Origin of the sequence: Flaviflexus ciconiae, from assembly GCF_003971195.1 — a bacterium.
GTDB classification, from domain to species: domain Bacteria; phylum Actinomycetota; class Actinomycetes; order Actinomycetales; family Actinomycetaceae; genus Flaviflexus; species Flaviflexus ciconiae.
In genome coordinates this window covers 1,162,238-1,179,775 of record NZ_CP034593.1, presented here as the reverse complement: position 1 = coordinate 1,179,775, position 17,538 = coordinate 1,162,238, and the positions used below count along the sequence as shown (strand labels likewise).

General features: G+C 59.2%; 10 protein-coding genes, 3 tRNA genes and 1 riboswitch. Of the genes, 8 read left to right on the top strand and 5 right to left on the bottom strand.

Annotation, left to right across the window (positions count from 1 at the left end):
* Positions 1-82: 82 nt before the first annotated feature.
* The gene (locus EJ997_RS05305) at positions 83-7,411 is read left to right on the top strand and encodes a vWA domain-containing protein (RefSeq protein WP_164719813.1); all 7,329 of its coding nucleotides are present in this window, start codon (positions 83-85) and stop codon (positions 7,409-7,411) included.
* Between the two features lie 178 nt (positions 7,412-7,589).
* Here EJ997_RS05305 and EJ997_RS05300 read toward each other — a convergent pair whose 3' ends face one another.
* Positions 7,590-8,531 (bottom strand): 3-methyladenine DNA glycosylase, encoded by a 942-nt coding sequence (locus tag EJ997_RS05300; protein ID WP_206501831.1) that lies wholly within the window; start codon positions 8,529-8,531, stop codon positions 7,590-7,592.
* A gap of 22 nt (positions 8,532-8,553) precedes the next feature.
* Here EJ997_RS05300 and EJ997_RS05295 point away from each other — a divergent pair, with 22 nt between their 5' ends.
* Positions 8,554-9,324, top strand: coding sequence for a fumarylacetoacetate hydrolase family protein (locus EJ997_RS05295; protein WP_126703650.1), 771 nt, complete (start codon positions 8,554-8,556; stop codon positions 9,322-9,324).
* Between the two features lie 227 nt (positions 9,325-9,551).
* On the opposite strand, the gene EJ997_RS05290 is transcribed toward EJ997_RS05295, so the two are convergent.
* Positions 9,552-10,694, bottom strand: coding sequence for a MalY/PatB family protein (locus EJ997_RS05290; protein WP_126703649.1), 1,143 nt, complete (start codon positions 10,692-10,694; stop codon positions 9,552-9,554).
* Positions 10,695-10,753: 59 nt separating this feature from the next.
* Between EJ997_RS05290 and gltX the strand changes: the two genes are divergently transcribed.
* The 4 genes from gltX to EJ997_RS05270 all read left to right on the top strand — a co-directional run bounded on the left by gltX (position 10,754) and on the right by EJ997_RS05270 (position 12,851).
* Entirely contained in the window at positions 10,754-12,241 is a 1,488-nt protein-coding gene (gene gltX, locus EJ997_RS05285) for a glutamate--tRNA ligase (protein WP_126703648.1), read from the top strand.
* 321 nt (positions 12,242-12,562) lie between these two features.
* A tRNA-Gln gene (locus EJ997_RS05280) sits at positions 12,563-12,634 on the top strand.
* A 23-nt stretch (positions 12,635-12,657) separates the two neighbouring features.
* Positions 12,658-12,730 (top strand) — tRNA-Glu (locus EJ997_RS05275).
* Positions 12,731-12,778: 48 nt separating this feature from the next.
* Positions 12,779-12,851 (top strand) — tRNA-Glu (locus EJ997_RS05270).
* A 173-nt stretch (positions 12,852-13,024) separates the two neighbouring features.
* Here EJ997_RS05270 and EJ997_RS05265 read toward each other — a convergent pair.
* On the bottom strand, positions 13,025-13,600 hold the full coding sequence (locus EJ997_RS05265) for a biotin transporter BioY (RefSeq protein WP_228201592.1): 576 nt from the start codon (positions 13,598-13,600) through the stop codon (positions 13,025-13,027).
* A 208-nt stretch (positions 13,601-13,808) separates the two neighbouring features.
* Between EJ997_RS05265 and pdxH the strand changes: the two genes are divergently transcribed.
* Positions 13,809-14,438, top strand: coding sequence for a pyridoxamine 5'-phosphate oxidase (pdxH, locus tag EJ997_RS05260; protein WP_126703647.1), 630 nt, complete (start codon positions 13,809-13,811; stop codon positions 14,436-14,438).
* Positions 14,439-14,559: 121 nt separating this feature from the next.
* Here the strand turns inward: pdxH and EJ997_RS05255 are convergent, their stop codons facing one another.
* Positions 14,560-15,330, bottom strand: coding sequence for a DUF364 domain-containing protein (locus EJ997_RS05255; protein ID WP_126703646.1), 771 nt, complete (start codon positions 15,328-15,330; stop codon positions 14,560-14,562).
* Positions 15,331-15,511: 181 nt separating this feature from the next.
* Positions 15,512-15,604, top strand: a riboswitch (SAM riboswitch).
* Positions 15,605-15,782: 178 nt separating this feature from the next.
* Here EJ997_RS05255 and EJ997_RS05250 point away from each other — a divergent pair.
* Positions 15,783-16,265 carry an OsmC family protein gene (locus tag EJ997_RS05250; protein ID WP_126703645.1) on the top strand — a complete coding sequence of 161 codons (483 nt, stop codon included), beginning with the start codon at positions 15,783-15,785 and terminating at the stop codon, positions 16,263-16,265.
* A 280-nt stretch (positions 16,266-16,545) separates the two neighbouring features.
* Here EJ997_RS05250 and EJ997_RS05245 read toward each other — a convergent pair whose 3' ends face one another.
* Entirely contained in the window at positions 16,546-17,523 is a 978-nt protein-coding gene (locus EJ997_RS05245) for a DUF5692 family protein (protein ID WP_126703644.1), read from the bottom strand.
* Positions 17,524-17,538 lie beyond the last annotated feature (15 nt).

Below are 17,538 nucleotides of genomic sequence, written 5' to 3'. Positions count from 1 at the left end.
GAATAGACGATCAGAAGAAAGTCCCCCGCGCAGACCGCGTGGGACAAGGAGGCCGCGCGATCACCAAATGTTGACTCGCGCAATGAAAAAGAAGGCGGTGAAAACAACATTCGGGGCAATGATGTCCGGAATGCTTGTCGCGTCCCTAACCTTTGGTGGAGGCTACATCCCGGCGTCGGCCGACGATGGGTTTCCCGATGACCTTCTCGATGTTGAGAATATTAGTTTGAACGACTCGAGGGACGTCGAAGAGCCCCTCACCGGCGAGGAGGCCGAAGTCAGTCTCCTCGATGAACTCATGGACGACGAAGTCGTCGTTGAAGAACCAGTAGAAGAACCAGCGGAGCCGGCCGAACCTGCCGAACCAGCAGAACCGGTTGCCCCGGAACCTGCTGATGAAGTTGAAGAGCCCGCGGAGCCCGTGGTGGAAGAACCCGCTCCGGTGGTAGCTCGTGACACTCGTGTTCCAATTAACCCGGGGACTCCACCGGTGGAGGACGAGGGGGAGGACCGCGAGCCTTTGAATGATCGCGAAGTGCTTGGACCGCTTGATTCCGAGGGGATACCCCTCAATATCAACGACCTGGCACCGCAGGTAAATCCGGCCCCGAACCCTCCGCTTCCGGACCGCTGTGGCGTGGACGTAGCGATCGTTCTTGATATGTCGGGGTCACTGTCTTCTTCGGATGTGAGTAATTCAAGGCTTGCAGCAAGTGCTGTTGTGACGGCCCTTGAGGGCACTCCGTCAGCGGTAGGTGTCTATTCGTTCTCCACAAATGGCTATCGAAATGCCGCCAAGCGCGAGGTTGCGACTGCGGCCGGTGCGGAAGGCGTGCGGACAACCATCGCCAACGTTCCCTATCCCGGTGACTTGACTAACTGGGAGCATCCGCTGCGGCTCGTCCGTGAGGAAAACGCCGATTACGATATTGCACTCTTTATTACTGACGGTTACCCAAACCGGCCGAACGGGTCCGGCGATAACTCGCCGCTTAACCGGGCAATCACTGCCGCCAATAACCTCAAAGCCGCTGGCACGACGATTCTTGGTGTCGGTGTCGGATTCGGTATCGACGCCAACAATATTCGTGCGATTTCTGGTGACGGTTACTACTACACGGTTGCAAACTACGGCGATCTGACGGACTTCCTGAAGAATCTTGCTGAAGAGGACTGCCGTGGAACCGTATCGGTCGTTAAGGAAGTCAAGAACGCTGCTGGCGTTACTGCTCCGGCCGGTGGATGGGAGTTCTCAGCTTCGTCGTCAACCTCCGGTACTACTTTCGACCCAGCATCAGGAATTACTGCTGCGTCGAATGGTGCCGTCAACTTTGACGTGATCCACCCGACCGAAGATACCGTGAATGTCCAGATTCAAGAAACACAGAAACCTGGCTATCAGCTCCTTCAACAGAACGGTAAGAACGCTATCTGTCGAGATAACACGACGCAGGCTGCGATACCGGTGACGAATGTGGGCGATACTGGCTTCAGTTTCACTGCCGGTCGAACCCAGGCTATTTCTTGTAACGTCCTCAATGAGGAAGTCACGCTGTACGAGCCGCTTACCGTCTCAAAGACGGCAGCCGGCAGTTACACGGTCGACCACACGTGGGATATTGACAAGTCTGTTGACAAGTCGGATCACAATGTTCCCGATGGGACGTCTGTTGATCTGAACTACACGTTGAACGTGACTCAGGAAGCCCGCACCATGACCTCAGGTTCGGTCAGCGGCGCGATTACGATCACTAACCCGAACGACCGTCCCATGGTTGCAACGGTGAGCGACACTCTCGCGAGCGGCAATCAGTGTACGATCATGGGGCTCACCGACATTGATCCTGCCACGGCCGGAATTCAAATCGAGGTGGCGGCAGGTAGCTCCAGCGATTACGACTACAGCTGTGCGCTCACGACCGAGCCGACCACGGCAACCGACACGAACACGGTAACGGTTGAATGGGATCGTGCGACCTATCCTCAAACCGAGGATCAGTTCAATAATCCCGGTTCTGCCGGCACCGGATCCGCAGAGGACCCGGTGACCTTCACGTACGACGTGACGGAAGTCAACAAGGGCATCACCGTTCACGACGCCTTGAATGGCGAATCGGTCGGTAACTGGGATCTTGTCTGGGAGGACGGTGCTGCCGGAGTCGGCAAGGTCCGTCCGATCACCTACTCGGAGACGGTGACCCCGCCTTCCGGGACCTGTACGACGTACTCAAACCGGGCCGTTATTGGCGGAACCCCGTGGTTTGATACGGAAAGCCTGGATATTTGTGCCGGTGCCGATCTGACGATCGACAAGACCACCGCTCAGAGCTTCGGGCGCTCCTACGACTGGGAGATCGACAAGTCCGCTATTGGTGCTGGCCCGTACATGGCAGACCCGGACACCGGTGATGTCACGGTTGGTTACCGCGTGACCGTCACTCCCAATGGTTACCTCGATAGCTCGTGGATGATGAACGGCACGATTGTTGTCACCAACCCGAACGACTGGCAGGACATTCCCGTCACCGTTCTCGACAATGCCGACTTCGGCCCGGGAGCCCAGTGCACCGTCACAGGCGTTCAGGGCAACACTGCCATCGTTGATGCTGACCCGGTCATGGCCGGATTCCAGACGACGATCCCGAGCGATACGACGTGGACGTTCCAGTACAACTGCTCGTTCTCGCAGCAGCCGAACTACACGGGAACGAACACCGCTGTCATGAACTGGGATAGTGATGCGGCCTCCACGCCCTCTGATTCGACCTCGGACGTTGTGACCGTGGTCGATGCTGATTGGGATATGACCCCGGTCAACGAAACCATTCAGATCACGGACTCCCACTACACCTTCCTGGCGCCGTGGAACGTCAGCGTGGGCCAGGGTGAGCAGTATCGCGACTATGAGGTGATTTGGAATGTCGGTACGGCCGGCCTCTGCCAGCCCTTCACCAACACGGCGACAATGATCGGTGACGACGATGTTGTCCTTGGCAGCGATTCCGAGACCATCTCCGGATGTCGCGAAGCCGATGTGACCGTGTCGAAGACGGCGACCGCCGCTTATGACCGCGAACACCACTGGGCGATCGACAAGTACCTCCCGACGGGCGACCACTGGGGTCAGGTAGTTGGTGATGATGGCACCGCAACATTCGACTACATCGTGGCCGTTGACTACGACGGTTACACGGACAGTAACTGGAGCCTGTCCGGTGACATCACCGTGACGAACCCGAACAACTTCGCTCCCGTTGTTGTCACCGTTTCTGACGCGACTTCCATCAGTGGGCTCACCTGTGTGGTCGATCCGACCGCCGACATTGATTCCTCGGTGGCAGGCGTTCAGGTTTCCGTACCGGCTTCCGGTTCAACGGTTGTCGGCTACGACTGTGACATCACGTCGCTCGCCGAAGCTGACTACACCGGTCACACGAACACGGCGACCGTTACTCTCGGTGATGGCTCGACCATTTCGAGTGCCCCGGTTGACGTTGACTTCATGGTAGATTCCGAACCCAACACAACGGTCAGCGTCTACGACGACAAGACCGATCCGCCCAACCCGGTCTACCTCGGTGACGTAACGGTTGCGGACGCTCCGATGACTTTCGAGTACTCGGTGACCTTCGATGCAACCCCGGGCGAATGTGTTGACTACACCAACACCGCTTGGGTGGAGGTGCTTGGCGACGATGATCCGACAGCCGAGTTCGAGATCTACGTCTGTGACCGCAGCGATCTGACTCTTATCGAGACCGTGGATGCATCATACGATCGCGACTACGACTGGGATATTGAGAAGACCGCCGATCAGACCCGGTTTGATGTTGCCGGTGACGGCACCGTGACGGCCGACTACGAGGTTGTTGCAACCGCTTCGGACCCGATCGACACGAACAAGGCACTGACCGGCACGGTCAGAATCACGAACCCGAACACGGAGGCCGCCCCAATCCAGGCGACGGTCGACGGGGAGATCTCCATCGCTGGAGCCGTCTGTTCATTCGATGACGAAGCATCACTCGACGAGGATACGACGGCCGACGGCCTGCAGATCACTCTCGATAACGGGGACATTGTTGAGCTCGACTACACCTGCACCATTCCTTCGGGAACAGATGTTGAGGGTACGTACGAGAACACGATGACAATGTCGTGGGGTGAGGAAGAACTGGTTTACACCGAGGACTTCACGTTCACCGCGAACAGTGTCACCAACGACACCGTTGACGTGACCGACACGATGACCGGACGTACCCCGGAGGTGAAGGATCTTGGCACCGCCACGGTAGCCGAGTCCCCGAAGACCTTCACGTACAGCGAGGAGCTGGCGGCGGTAGCTGGCCAGTGCATCACCTACGACAACACGGGCACCGTCGTTCAGACGGAATCCGAGGACACCGAGTCCGTGGTTGCCTGCGCCGGAGCCGACCTTGAGGTCTCCAAGAACGTCATCCACTCCTTCGACCGCACCTACCTGTGGGACATTGAGAAGGATGCTGACGCCACCGAGATCCTTGCCGATCCCGATACCGGGCTCGCAAGCGTGACCTACACGATCGTGGCAACGCCGCGTTCGGCACCCGATGGTTGGACTGACTCCGGATGGCAGATGTCTGGCGAGATCACCGTCACCAACCCGAACGAGTGGATGGATGTCACGGCCACCGTGACAGACACGGTCGATATCGGCGGCGGGGCAACCTGTACGGTTGCTGGCGGCACAAGTGTCGTCGTTCCGCAGTCCGGTGAGGTGACCCTGCCGTACTCGTGTACGTTCGACAGCCAGCCCGACTACGACGGCGTCAACACGGCGACCGTGACCTGGGCTGATACTTACTCGACGCCGAGCATCTCGGCAACCGGCACGGCCGACATCGATGTTGATGACTGGGGCCAGGCCCCGATCAACGACGTCGTGAACGTCTACGACGACCAGACCGTTGCCGGCGAGTCGAACCTGCTTAGTACGGCCACCTGGAATGAGGACGGCACCCCCGGTGTCTTCACCTACACCCTTGAACTCGAGGGCACTGCCGGAACCTGCGTCGACTACACCAACAACGCCTGGATTGAGGGCGCTGGAGCCGAAGACTCCTCGATGACGACGGTCTGCATGCATGCACCGCTCGACGTTGAGAAGTCCGTCGATGCTTCCTACGACCGCACCTACGAGTGGGATATCGAGAAGTCGGCCGACGAGACCGAACTCGATGTCGACTCCGCAACGGGCCAAGGAACCTTCCACTACACGGTGGAAGCAATCCCGGGTGGCTACACGGATTCGAACTGGGCCATGTCCGGAACGATCACCGTCACCAACCCGAACGACTTTGAGGACATCACCGTCGACGTCACCGATAGCGTGAATGTCTCCGACGATGCTGTCTGTACCGTCGTTGACGGCGAAGGCGTTGTGGTCGAAGCCAGTGGCTCCGTCACCCTCGACTACGACTGTGTGTTTGCCACGCAGCCCGAGTACGACGGTGTCAACACGGCAACTGTCAGCACCGAGATCGGAGATTTCACGGATACCGCGGACGTTGAATTCATGCTCGATGGAGAATTCGACAAGTCGGTCGATGTCATGGATGACAAGACCGACCCGACTGCTCCCGTGAACCTCGGAACAGCGGACTGGAATGCGGATGGCCTTGCTATCCCGTTCACGTACGATCTCACCATGACCGGAATCCCTGGCGAGTGCGTGGACTACACGAACACCGCCTGGATCGACATCGAAGGTGAGTACCCCGAAACGAGCCTCGACACGACGCTCTGCGTCAGCCTCGACCTCGACGTGGAAAAGACCGTTCTCGCAACCTACGACCGCGACTTCCACTGGGATATCGCCAAGTCGGTTGACCTGGAGGAGTTAACCATCGATGAGGAAGATGGCTCAGCAGAGTTCGACTACCTCGTCCAGGCCATCCCCGACGGCTTCACGGATCACGGATGGGAAATGTTCGGAGAAATCAGCGTGACGAACCCGAACCTCTACCATGCGGTTCCCGTCTCGGTCGTTGACGTCACCGACATTCCCGGCGCCACCTGCGTGGTAACGGACGGCGACGCGATGGTCGATGCCGATTCGACAATGGTCTTCTCCTACGAGTGTTCCTTCGATGAGGAACCCTGGTACGAGGCCTCGAACGTGGCACAGGTGACGTCGAAGGGCGAGCTCTTCACCGACCTTGTCCTCGTGGACTTCGTTGTCGACGTTGAGACCGACAAGACCGTCACCGTCATGGATGACAAGACCGACCCGGCCAACCCGGTTGTCCTCGGCGACGCCGAATGGAACGAAGATGGCACGCCCATCGAGTTCCCCTACACCCTCACCCACGAGGGAGTAGCCGGACAGTGTATCGTCATCGAAAACACTGCGTGGCTCGACTTCGCAATGGCAGGCGCTGATGGTGACGGCGAGGTTGACGTCATCAGCCCGACCAGCCTGCTCAGCCCGCTCGCCGAAGCAGTAGCCCTGGCTGAAGCATCAAGCAGCGTCTCCACCGAGCTCTGTACAGAAGCCGAGCTGAGCGTTGGCGTTAATCTCGATGCGGTGAACGCGGCCTCCTACGACCGCGAATACCTCTGGGACATCGACAAGTCAGCCAGCAAGTCCGAAGCGACCGTTGACGGCGGAGGCAATGCCCTTCTCCTCTACGTGGTCGCCGTGACCCCCGATGGTTTCGAAGACTCGAACCACGAACTGCTCGGCAGCGTCAAGATCGAGAACCGTAACGAGTTCACCGATGCTTACGTGACCGTCGAACAGACCGTCAGCTTCGAAGGACTCACCTGTGAGATCCTCACCGAAGATGTCGACCTCGACACCCCGGGCTTCCAGGTTCACGTCCCCGCGGCAGCGGACGGCGTCAACGGAATCGCCTACGTCGACTACGCATGTGGCGGCGAACCCGACTCCTACACGGGCTCGACCACCGCAGCTATCGAATACCTGAACTCCCGTCTCGAAACGAAGACCGCTCAGGTCGTCAACGCCGTCGACTACGAACTCGACGAAGAGACGAACATGGAGATCACGGTTCTGGATGACAAGACCCGCACCACCGCCGACCCGGTCATCATCGGCACGGCAATGTGGAACGAGGAGGGCATAGCGACAGAGTTCACCTACGCCCTCGAACTCGAAGCGCGCGCCGGCCAGACCATCGAATACACGAACACCGCTTGGATCAAGGAAACCGAACAGTCCGACTCCGTGACCGTTGACGTAACCGGCAAGCAAGCAACCGTTCCCGTACAGCCGCCGGCTCCCAAGCCGCCGGCACCGCAGCTGCCCCTCACGGGCGCCAACTCCGCATGGCTGCTAGCCGTGGGCGGAATGGCGGCCCTCGCAGGAGGCGTCCTCATCCTCGGCACCAACCGCCGCAAGGAAGAGTAAACGCCACACCGCACCGCGGTCGGCTCGGCCACGGCCACCTGAGTGAGCCGAGCCGGCCCGGGGCACCACCTTCACCGCTCAGGCGGTAGAAGGGCCAACACGTACACATAACAAGCAAGGGCCGGGCCCGGGGGAATCAACCCTCGAGCCCGGCCCCTTGGTATGCATCAAAAACGAATCAGGCAGGCGCCATCGACGTCGGCTTCACGGCCCATGGCTCGGCGGGCGGCAAATCCTCGGCCCCGATATGGGAGGTGAGGGCAAGAAGGCGCTCGCGGAGCGGCTTTGCCCTGGCGGCAAAGTTCTTCTGCAGCGCCGCATACTGGCTTCTGCCCTGCGGGGTTTCGATCCGGATCGGTTCAACACCCAGATTGGAGAGATCGTAGGCTGCCGCCGCCATGTCCATCCACCGAATATCCCGCGCCAAATCGTAAGCATCGAGGAGCAGATCGCCGGGGATTGCGGGACCGAGTTGGAGGCACCATTTGAGAACATCCATGTTCGCGTGCAGGCACCCGCCCTGCTCCAACTCAAGAGCCTTCTCCCGGGTGGGATAGAGCGTGTTGTGGGGGACTGCCTCATCGGTGAAGAACCGGAATGCATCGTAATGAGTACAGGCAACCGCTGCGGCTTCGACCGCTTGATCGGTTCCTTCCTGTCCGAGGCGCAACGGAATGTCGTGCCGTTTATCCCCGCCATAAACCATGCACCATTCGTGCCAACCAAAGCAGGAAAACTTTGGAGTGCGGCCAAGGATTGCTCTGGCAAGATCGTGAACGAACCGAATGCCGCGCGCACGAGCGTCTCGAAACTGTTCCAGATCGAGGAACAGGTGCCCGTCTTCTTCGCGGTGCCAGCGCCACTCCAACCTTGCTTCATATTCGGGAAGAGCGGGATGACCGTCGGGTGGACGCTGGATGGCAACGGTGGCGCCGGGGTTCCAGCGGGCAAGAATGCCGGGGCGGAGCGGATAATACTCCCACAGGAAGTCCTCAACCGCGTGCCGTTCGTGCTTCTTCCTGCGCTGCTCATGGGCCGCTGAGCGTGCACGGGCACGGGCCTCGTGCCTTTGACACAGGGCCCACCAGGTTTCTACAGACAAGATCAGCATCGAAGCCATCTTGCCACGCTAGGCTTACCTCATGCAGATCGCTCGAATTTCACTAGAGTCCGGCCCCCGCTACGCCATCGTCGACCACGACACGGACGAATACATCGTCCTTGCTGGCGACCCGATCTTCCAGGGACTGGATACCACCGGCCAGCGCCTGCCCCGCAAGGGCACCCGCCTGCTGTCCCCAATCATTCCCCGCTCCAAGGTCATCGGCGTGGGCAAGAACTACATGGACCACATCAAGGAAATGGGAGGGGACGCCCCCGAAATTCCCGTTCTCTTCTTCAAGCCGAACACGTCGGTGATCGGACCCGGCGACCCGATCGTTGCTCCGTCATGGGCGAAGGAAATCTCCTACGAAGCCGAGCTTGCCGTGGTTATTGGTCGGCCCTGCAAGGACGTTCCGGTGGACCGCGTCGATGATGTTATCTACGGCTACACGGCAGCGAACGATGTCACGGCTCGTGATGCTCAGCGTGCCGAGCCCCAGTGGGCTCGCGCCAAGGGCTTCGATACCTCGTGCCCGCTCGGACCGGTCATCGACCTTGACTACGACCCGGCGGGCAAGGCCATTCGTTCCACCGTCAACGGTGAGCTCCGCCAAGATGGCAACACCAACGACATGCTGACCGGCGTGAAGGAACTCGTTTCCTACATTTCCCACGCCTTCTCGCTCCTCCCGGGCGACGTCATCCTGACTGGCACCCCCGCGGGCGTTGGCATCATGTCCGAGGGCGACACCGTCACCGTCGAAGTTGAAGGCATCGGCGAACTCACCAACCAGCTTCGCACCAGCTGACAATGTGGAGCTCGTGCTGAGCCGGGCCTAAAAGACACCGTGCACGTCAGGCACGACCGAGAGGCCAACGGCGAGCAGCTGCCGAGAGAAGCTATTGCCGAGAGAACCAACTGCCGATAAAACAACGGCTGAACATGCTGGAACGGGAAGGGAATCGCAACTGCGACCCTCCCCGTTTCGGTACTCATGCCTCGACTATTTCCTCGTCAGCCCACCCAGCTACGGGTCTACCTGTTGAGGCCGGCAACTGCCTGTGCCATGAGGTCGAGTGCCTCGTTGAGGATTGGGGTGGTGGTGCCGTAGACGAGGCGGAGATAGTCCTCGTAGCCCTTGCCGCAGCTCTCACCGGGGGTGAGGGCAACGCCGTGCTCACGGAAGAACTGGGCTGGGGAGTCGACCTTGTCGGCGATCCCGGAAGCGTCGATCCAGGCAATATAGGTGCCCTCGGACTGGATGGTGGACAGGCCTGGGATGTTGTTGATTCGTTCGGTGACCGTCTTGCGGTTCTGGTCGAGCTGATCCCTGACGTTCTTGGTCCACTCGGAGTCATCGCGGTACACCGCGATCGCACATTCCACACCGACGGTGGAGATCTGCCGTTCGATTAGGCCCGCCGGTGCCTTGATGATCTCCTGGAACGGTTCGCCAACAATCAGCTGAGCGTTCTTCAGGCCCGGGGTGTTCCAGCCCTTCGAGGTGGATGTTGCCGTGACCGTGTGGTTGGCGGCCGTGGTTGAAATCGTGGCGTAGGGGATGTGGGTGCCGTCAAAGACGTGCGGTGCGTGGATCTCGTCGGAGAACACGTAAGCGTTGTTCATGTCGACGATCTCGCAGATCTTCTCAAGCTCATCGCGATCCAGAACGCGTCCGACCGGGTTCCACGGATTGCACAGAACAAACAGTCCGCCACCCGACAGGGCGCTGTCGATTCCCTCGTAGTCGAGCTCCCAGCGGCCGTTCACGATCGTGGAAGGTACCTCGATGAGCTCGCGGCCCTCTTCTCCCGGCAAACCAAGGAACGGCATGTAGGCGGGTGTGGGAACAACAACCGGGCCCTCGGTGGCGAGATGACGGAGAGTCTCCCGCATTGTTGCCAGCACATCGGGGAATAGGTAAACCGATTCGGGTTTAATGCTCCACCCGTAGTCCCGCTCCACAAGCTCGGCTGTCGCGTCACGAAGATCATCTGCCAGGGCACCTGTCAGGTAGCCAAGGGCGCCGTTCGTTGCTCGCTTGGTGAGCGCTTCGGTGACAACCGGGGGTACTCCGAAGTCCAATTCGGCAATGAACATGCCAATAGTGTTGGGGTAGGTAGTCCACTTAACGGAGGCGGTGGCACGGAGAGATTCGGGTGTGATGTTGTCGAACATACGTCAACTCTACGGCCCCAGGAGATTCGTCCGCACTCTCGTCGCGGTAGTCTTGCCCTATGACTGATGTACGCGTTCGCTTCTGCCCCTCGCCGACGGGGACCCCTCACGTCGGGCTCATCCGCACCGCCCTGTTCAACTGGGCCTATGCTCGCCACACCGGTGGCACCTTCGTCTTCCGCATCGAAGACACCGATGCTCAACGTGATTCGGAGGAGTCCTACCACCAGCTGCTTGACGCCATGACGTGGCTCGGCATGGACTGGGATGAAGGCGTCGAGGTCGGCGGACCCCACGGACCCTACCGCCAGTCCGAACGCATGGACATCTATGCGGATGTCGCAGCGAAGCTCGTTGCGGGCGGCTACGCCTACGAGTCCTTCTCCACGCCCGAAGAAGTAGAGGCCCGTCACCGGGCCGCGGGACGCGACCCCAAACTCGGGTACGACGGCTTTGATCGCGACCTGTCCGAAGAGCAGAAGGCAGCCTTCCGTGCCGAGGGCCGCGAACCCGTTCTCCGTATTCGCATGCCAGATGAAGACGTCACCTTTGATGATGCTGTTCGTGGCGAGATCACCTTCGGCCCCAGCTCCATCCCCGACTACGTCATTGTCCGCGGCAACGGACAGCCCCTCTACACGCTCACCAACCCGGTCGATGATGCTCTCATGGAGATCACTCACGTGCTCCGCGGCGAGGATCTGCTGTCCTCCACCCCCCGCCAGGTTGTTCTCTACCGGGCCCTCGTGGACCTCGGTATCGCTAAGCAGGTACCGACCTTCGGCCACCTGCCGTATGTCATGGGTGAGGGGAACAAGAAGCTCTCCAAGCGCGACCCGCAGTCGAACCTGTTCCTGCACCGCGACAACGGCATGATCCCCGAGGGCCTCGTCAACTACCTGGCACTGCTGGGATGGGCGATTGCACCCGACAACGACATCTTCACCGTTGAGGAACTCATCGAAGCCTTTGACGTCAATGACGTCAACCCGAACCCGGCCCGCTTCGACGAGAAGAAGGCCATCGCCATCAACGCCGAGCACATTCGTCGCCTCGGCGTCGACGACCTGGCCCGCCGCCTCGTCCCCTTCCTCGGAGGCTCCGTCTCCGCAGATAGCTACGACGGCCTCACAGCTGAAGAGAAGCGGATCGTTGACGCCGCTACACCGCTTGCCCAGACCCGCATCCAGGTTCTCTCCGAGGCCGGCCCGATGATGGGATTCCTCTTTAAGAATTCCACTGAAATCGAGTACAACGAGAAGGCCCTGAACAAGCTTGGTGAGACGGCGCCCCAGGTTCTGAATGCGGCGATCGAGAACCTGTCTGTCCTTGCAGACTTCACTGCCATGTCCATCAAGGACGCCATGTCCACCGCCGTCATTGACGGCATGGGAATAAAGCCGCGCCTGGCTTTCGCGCCGCTCTTCGTCGCCATCACCGGCACAAACGTCTCCCTGCCGGTCTTCGACTCCATGGAGATCCTCGGACGCGATGAATCCATCACCCGCCTTAAGCGGCTTGTCGAGCAGCTGGGTTCCGCAGGGTAAGTGAAGCGGTAACAGCGATTAGCTGAGGTCACACGGTGACGCCGCACAAAGAGCATAAAGCTGAAGCAAACGGCCCGGTTCAGAAATGAGCCGGGCCGTTTATTAGCCGGGTCGACTCTTATAGGAACGAATGCGACAGTTCTACGAGGGCGAATTCGACTGTGCGGTGGCGGGGGAGGAGCGGCGCTGCGGAGGGCTTTTGGTACGAAACTGTCGGTGCTTCTCGGACCGTGACCACCTTCACCCCCACCGGTTTTGCCAACAAAATAGGGAGCCGGTAGAGTTTAGTTCTGCGCGCAACCGAGGTTGCGGGCAAACCCTTGGGGTATGGTGTAATTGGCAGCACGAGTGATTCTGGTTCATTTAGTCTAGGTTCGAGTCCTGGTACCCCAGCAAGTTTCTTCGGAGACTTATAGGCCCCGTTCGTCTAGCGGCCTAGGACGTCGCCCTCTCACGGCGGTAACACCGGTTCAAATCCGGTACGGGGTACGGATGGCGCAAGCCGTCTACAGATAATTTCATACGTTGTTATCTAGGGCCCCGTTCGTCTAGCGGCCCAGGACGTCGCCCTCTCACGGCGGTAACACCGGTTCAAATCCGGTACGGGGTACAGGAAAGGTCCGAGCAATGCGCTCGGGCCTTTTGCTTTGCCCGGATAGGCAGGGCGGTGAGGCGTGCGAATGCTTGCCGGGACGGGCCTCCCGGCTCGTGTGCCCCCTGATTGCTTTCGGGAACAACACAGCCCCGGCAAATATCCGAGGGCTGTGCGAAGAGCGGGGATGCTTACTTGCTCTTGCCGATCAGGTGCCAGGTGGCGGGCAGGAGTGCCATGGCGGCGGCTCCCTTGATGGCGTCACCAATGAGGAAGGGAACAACTCCCATTTCCAGTCCCTGAACAAGATCTGCCCCCGTGAATGCCATAAGCCAGGGGAGGCCAACGGCGTAGATCAGGACCGAGCAGGCAATAACCAGAAGGGCAGTCTTGCCGATAGAGCGGTCGAAGCCCTTGGAGGCAAGCTTGCCGGCGGCCGCCGCGGCAAGGATGTAGCCGATGATGTAGCCGAAGGAAGCCGACTCCCATCCGCTACTCTGCTCCGCAAAGATCGGTGCCCCCGCCATTCCGGCTAGCATGTACAGCGAAAGCGACAGAGTGGCCTTGACCGGGCCAAGGGCTGCGCCGGTCAGGATGACCGCAAAGGTTGAAAGGGAGAGAGGCACGGGCGTGAATCCGAGAGGGATCACGATCTGGGAGGCGATAGCGACAAAGATCGCACCGCCCGCGACAAGAGCGATATCACGGGCGCGGGAGAACGGAATCCGGTCGGACAGTACGCCGACGGCAATGTTGGGAGTGGTCACAGGCCACCTTTCACAGTTACGAATCAGTAGGTTACTGAATCGTAGGTTAGTTGTTTCGGCTTGGGCAACAGCATCCACCATGTGGGCGGGAGCCAAAAAGTGGCGTCACGATTGCGACCAGCAAAGAGACCGCTCACGTGATCTCCTCGCTGATTTTTCCCCGAGATTCTGGTCTTTCGGGGTCGGGTATGGGGCATAGGATGCTCATATGGACATCTCAGATATGCGACGCAGCTACGAGTCCGGGGAACTGAACGAGGCGGACCTTCCTTCGTCCCCGAAACCCCTTTTTGATCAGTGGCTGGCGGAAGCCGTCGAGTCTGACGAGCGTGACGCGAATGTGATGGTGCTTTCGACCGTGGATCAGCATGGTGGTCCATCTAGCAGGGTTGTTCTCGCGAAGCAGGTAACCCCCGAGGGCATCATCTTTTTTACGAACTACGACTCCCGCAAGGCCGCTGAGATCAAGGTCAACCCGAGGGTTGCCCTGAACTTCCACTGGGCTTCGCTCGACCGCATGGTCAGGATCGAGGGGCGGGCGGAGCGCATCACCGATGTCGAATCGGATAAGTACTTTGACTCTCGCCCGGTCGGCTCCCGTCGGGGCGCCATTGCCTCCCCGCAGTCTCAGGTGATCGAAAGTCGGCAGGTGCTCCTCGATGAGGTGGAGAAGCTGGAGAGATCCGGTGAGGAGCCCCACCGGCCGAACAACTGGGGTGGCTACCTCGTACGGCCCAAGGTCCTGGAGTTCTGGCAGGGCAGGCCCGACCGGCTCCACGACAGGATCCGCTACCGCGTCGTTGACCGCGCGTGGGCTTGGGAGCGCCTAGCTCCGTAGTGTCAGCCAGTACCGACAGCCTATGTCCGCCCTGTAACTGGTCCGCGACCATAGGCTTTTTTCAATGACGTGAGTCTTGCTTTGCACTTATGCCTGCTGGCGTTGCCAGAACGAACGAGGTTTACAGCTCTGGTTTGACCTTTGCGAAGTCGACCATGGTTCCGGCTGCGCTCGGGAAGCCGCGTCCGGTGCCGCGGAGAATCTCGGTGAGGTGCTCCGGGTTGGTGCACACGAGTCCTGATAGCCCGTTCACGCCGTAGTCGTAGAGGATTGGTGACATGGTTGATGATGGTCCGGTGAGGACCACGTAGGCGTCTTGGGAAAGCTCGAGTAGGCGGGGGAGTGTCTTGTTGACGAGCGTTGATCCGGTGATGAAAACGAAGTCCTGTTCCGGCAGAATGTATTCGCTTGCCGTATCCGGGTAGTCGTTGTCCCGGGGTCTGCGCTCAATGATGCAAAGCTCACCCACTCCCTCGAAGCGGTTCTCGATAAACCGGAAGTGGCCGATCGTGGCGACCTTCTTACCCTGAACCAGTTCGGCGTAGGTGTCGAAGGCACCTTCGGTTCCTTCGGTGTTCTCGGGGAAACGATAACCGCAGGACGGGATGCGCCCTGGATGATTGTGCCAGGCATTGATCGCGGCAACGCCAATACCCGCCTCCGCCAGGTTCCAGGAGCGCACCAGCATTGCGGCTTCCCTCAGCGGTCGGCCAATCAGCGACTCGGTGGAGATTGATGGTCGGGTCCGTACATCGGTTGTCATCGCAACGCCGCTTGTCCCATCATCTGCTGTGACTCGGGTCCAGATGTTGCCGACCTGGTAGTCGGAAACCTTGGCCGACGCATCGATCGCGTCAATGAGATTGTCATACAGGGCCCACGGATTACTCATAGCCCAATCGTACGTGAATGCCGAGGGGGTAAATGCGGCGGAAGTGGATGGAATCTGTAGCAATTCTTGTTGTTAGAAACCTGTCCACGGCTGTTCTGGGTACGGCGGAAAGTCTGTTCTGCGCAGTTTGTTCAAATTTTGGAATGCGTAGACGGCAGGGGTTGACGCCCTTAATCTGGAACCACTATCGCGAGCAGTCGAGAGTCCTGGCTCTATGACGCTGCAGCAACCTTTCGAGATTCGGAGCGGGTGCTAATGCCAGGTTCGATGGAGGACAGAATGCGAATGTTCGTCGCGGCGTGAGGCCGCAGTAGCCACAGAGCTCAACGGAGCAGTCTCGATATTGCTCACCGCCAATCAATAAAAGGCGCTGTTTTGCGTACCCGTAATCTCCCACGAAGTGTGGGCGGGCGTCAGCGCACCCAAAAACTAAGAACTTAAGGAAAAAGATCATGACTACACTCGCTACCCAGACCAAGCCGAAGCTCATTTCCCTCACCACGACCGGAACCTGGGTCGGTCAGGCAAGCACCGATATCACCGCTGGAGAGTTCAACTTCCGAGTCTCCGAGCCCACGGGGCTTGGCGGTAACAACTCCGGTCCGAACCCCTTCCAGTACCTCATCGGTGCTTTCGAAGGTTGCATTGCTGTCGTCATCGAAACCGTTGCTGCCGAACGTGGCTACGAGATCGACGGTGTCGATATTGAGATCACCGGAACCCTGGATCTTCGTGGCTTCGAAGGTGTGGAAGGCGTTTCCCCGCACTTCCAGACCGTTGTTGGTTCCGTGAAGATCACCGCTGACCTTGATATTGAACAGTTCGGGACCCTCGTGAATGAGACTGAGCGCCGCTGCCCCATCTACAACCTGATTAAGGATGCTGGGGTCACCCCACAGATCGAATGGTCGAACGAGAAGAATACCGCTAAGTAGTTCAGTCCTTCGACAATCAACTACTCGTAACCTCATAGAAGTCGGGCTCTTTCACTAGCCCTGGATCAATGAGCGAAGCGTCTGTCAGTATGTGGCCACTCCACACTGACAGACGCGTCGCCCTTTCCGCAGTAAATCCGCGGGTTCTATGACGGATTCATTTATTTGGCACTGGCTTGACTGGTCCCGCAGCAGATTCTCTCGTCCGATGGCGGACACTGAGTCCGACATAGCCTTCCCTTGTCCTGTGGAGACCTAGTATGTTCCGCAGGTGTTCTGGTTACGCCATCTTGTCGAACGTGTCGGCGGCAATTCGGCTGTCCAGAGGCTCAACCGGGGTGTTTGCGGCAACGATTGCCTTGTATTCGGGGTGATCCGTGTACAGCTCATCCTTGAGCGGGTTGAGGCGCTTCTTCAGGATTGTGCGGATCTGGTAGATGATGAGAGCGACGTTGGCGACCAATGCCAGTGCCGAGATGACAAAGAGGGCGACGGGACTCCTGGAGGTTTCGACGGCAAACATTGAGTCGGAGACAAATGTCGGCACCGCCATAGTGAACATCATCCAGAGGGCCAGGGTGTTGGCCCGGTGTTGGAGCCAGGCGCCCTTCTTGATGAAGAATGCGGGGATAGTGCAGGAGATGAGGAGTGCCCCACCGGCGTAGAACGAATGGTCACCAACGCAGTTATAGACGTAGGCGAAGTTCCACAGGTCGTAGGCGATGATCCAGAACCAGAGCATGTCAGGCCAGATCATGTCCTTCGACTTGTCCCTGGAAATAAAGATTCCCGCCCATCCGCAAATCGCAACGAGGTTAAGAAGACCGGCTACGCCGTTCATCCAGTTCCAAGAACCCGACAGCATGTACACGCCATCGACGATGCCGTCGGCGTTCATGGCTCCCACCTGGAAGTCACGGATGCAGGCCTCGGCAATATTGATGGCGAGGATAGCTGCCGGGAAGATGAGGACCTTCTTATTAGCTGCGAGCTTGGGGAAGTAACGGATCGCCATGAAGCCAAGAGCTCCGGCGAGAGCTGAGTAGACCTTGACCCAGTGGAACCAGGTGCCGGTAGAAGAATCTGCACCTGCAGTTGTTGGCCATACAAAGATTGTGAGAATGATCGGGAGAATAATGAAGAAGGCGATGCCGCCGGCCTTCCATCTTCTCGTTACCTCGTTGAGGCCGATGAGTGCGCCGAGTACGACGAACCACATGAGCCATGAATACCAGGGGATAGATTCGAAGAGAAACATGATTCCTGTCCTGTC

Coding starts and splice junctions, on each gene's coding strand:
- EJ997_RS05295 (WP_126703650.1), top strand. CDS start 8,554: ATGCAGATCGCTCGAATTTCACTAGAGTCCGGCCCCCGCTACGCCATC.
- gltX (WP_126703648.1), top strand. CDS start 10,754: ATGACTGATGTACGCGTTCGCTTCTGCCCCTCGCCGACGGGGACCCCT.
- pdxH (WP_126703647.1), top strand. CDS start 13,809: ATGGACATCTCAGATATGCGACGCAGCTACGAGTCCGGGGAACTGAAC.
- EJ997_RS05300 (WP_206501831.1), bottom strand. CDS start 8,531: ATGGCTTCGATGCTGATCTTGTCTGTAGAAACCTGGTGGGCCCTGTGT.
- EJ997_RS05255 (WP_126703646.1), bottom strand. CDS start 15,330: ATGAGTAATCCGTGGGCCCTGTATGACAATCTCATTGACGCGATCGAT.
- EJ997_RS05250 (WP_126703645.1), top strand. CDS start 15,783: ATGACTACACTCGCTACCCAGACCAAGCCGAAGCTCATTTCCCTCACC.
- EJ997_RS05305 (WP_164719813.1), top strand. CDS start 83: ATGAAAAAGAAGGCGGTGAAAACAACATTCGGGGCAATGATGTCCGGA.
- EJ997_RS05245 (WP_126703644.1), bottom strand. CDS start 17,523: ATGTTTCTCTTCGAATCTATCCCCTGGTATTCATGGCTCATGTGGTTC.
- EJ997_RS05290 (WP_126703649.1), bottom strand. CDS start 10,694: ATGTTCGACAACATCACACCCGAATCTCTCCGTGCCACCGCCTCCGTT.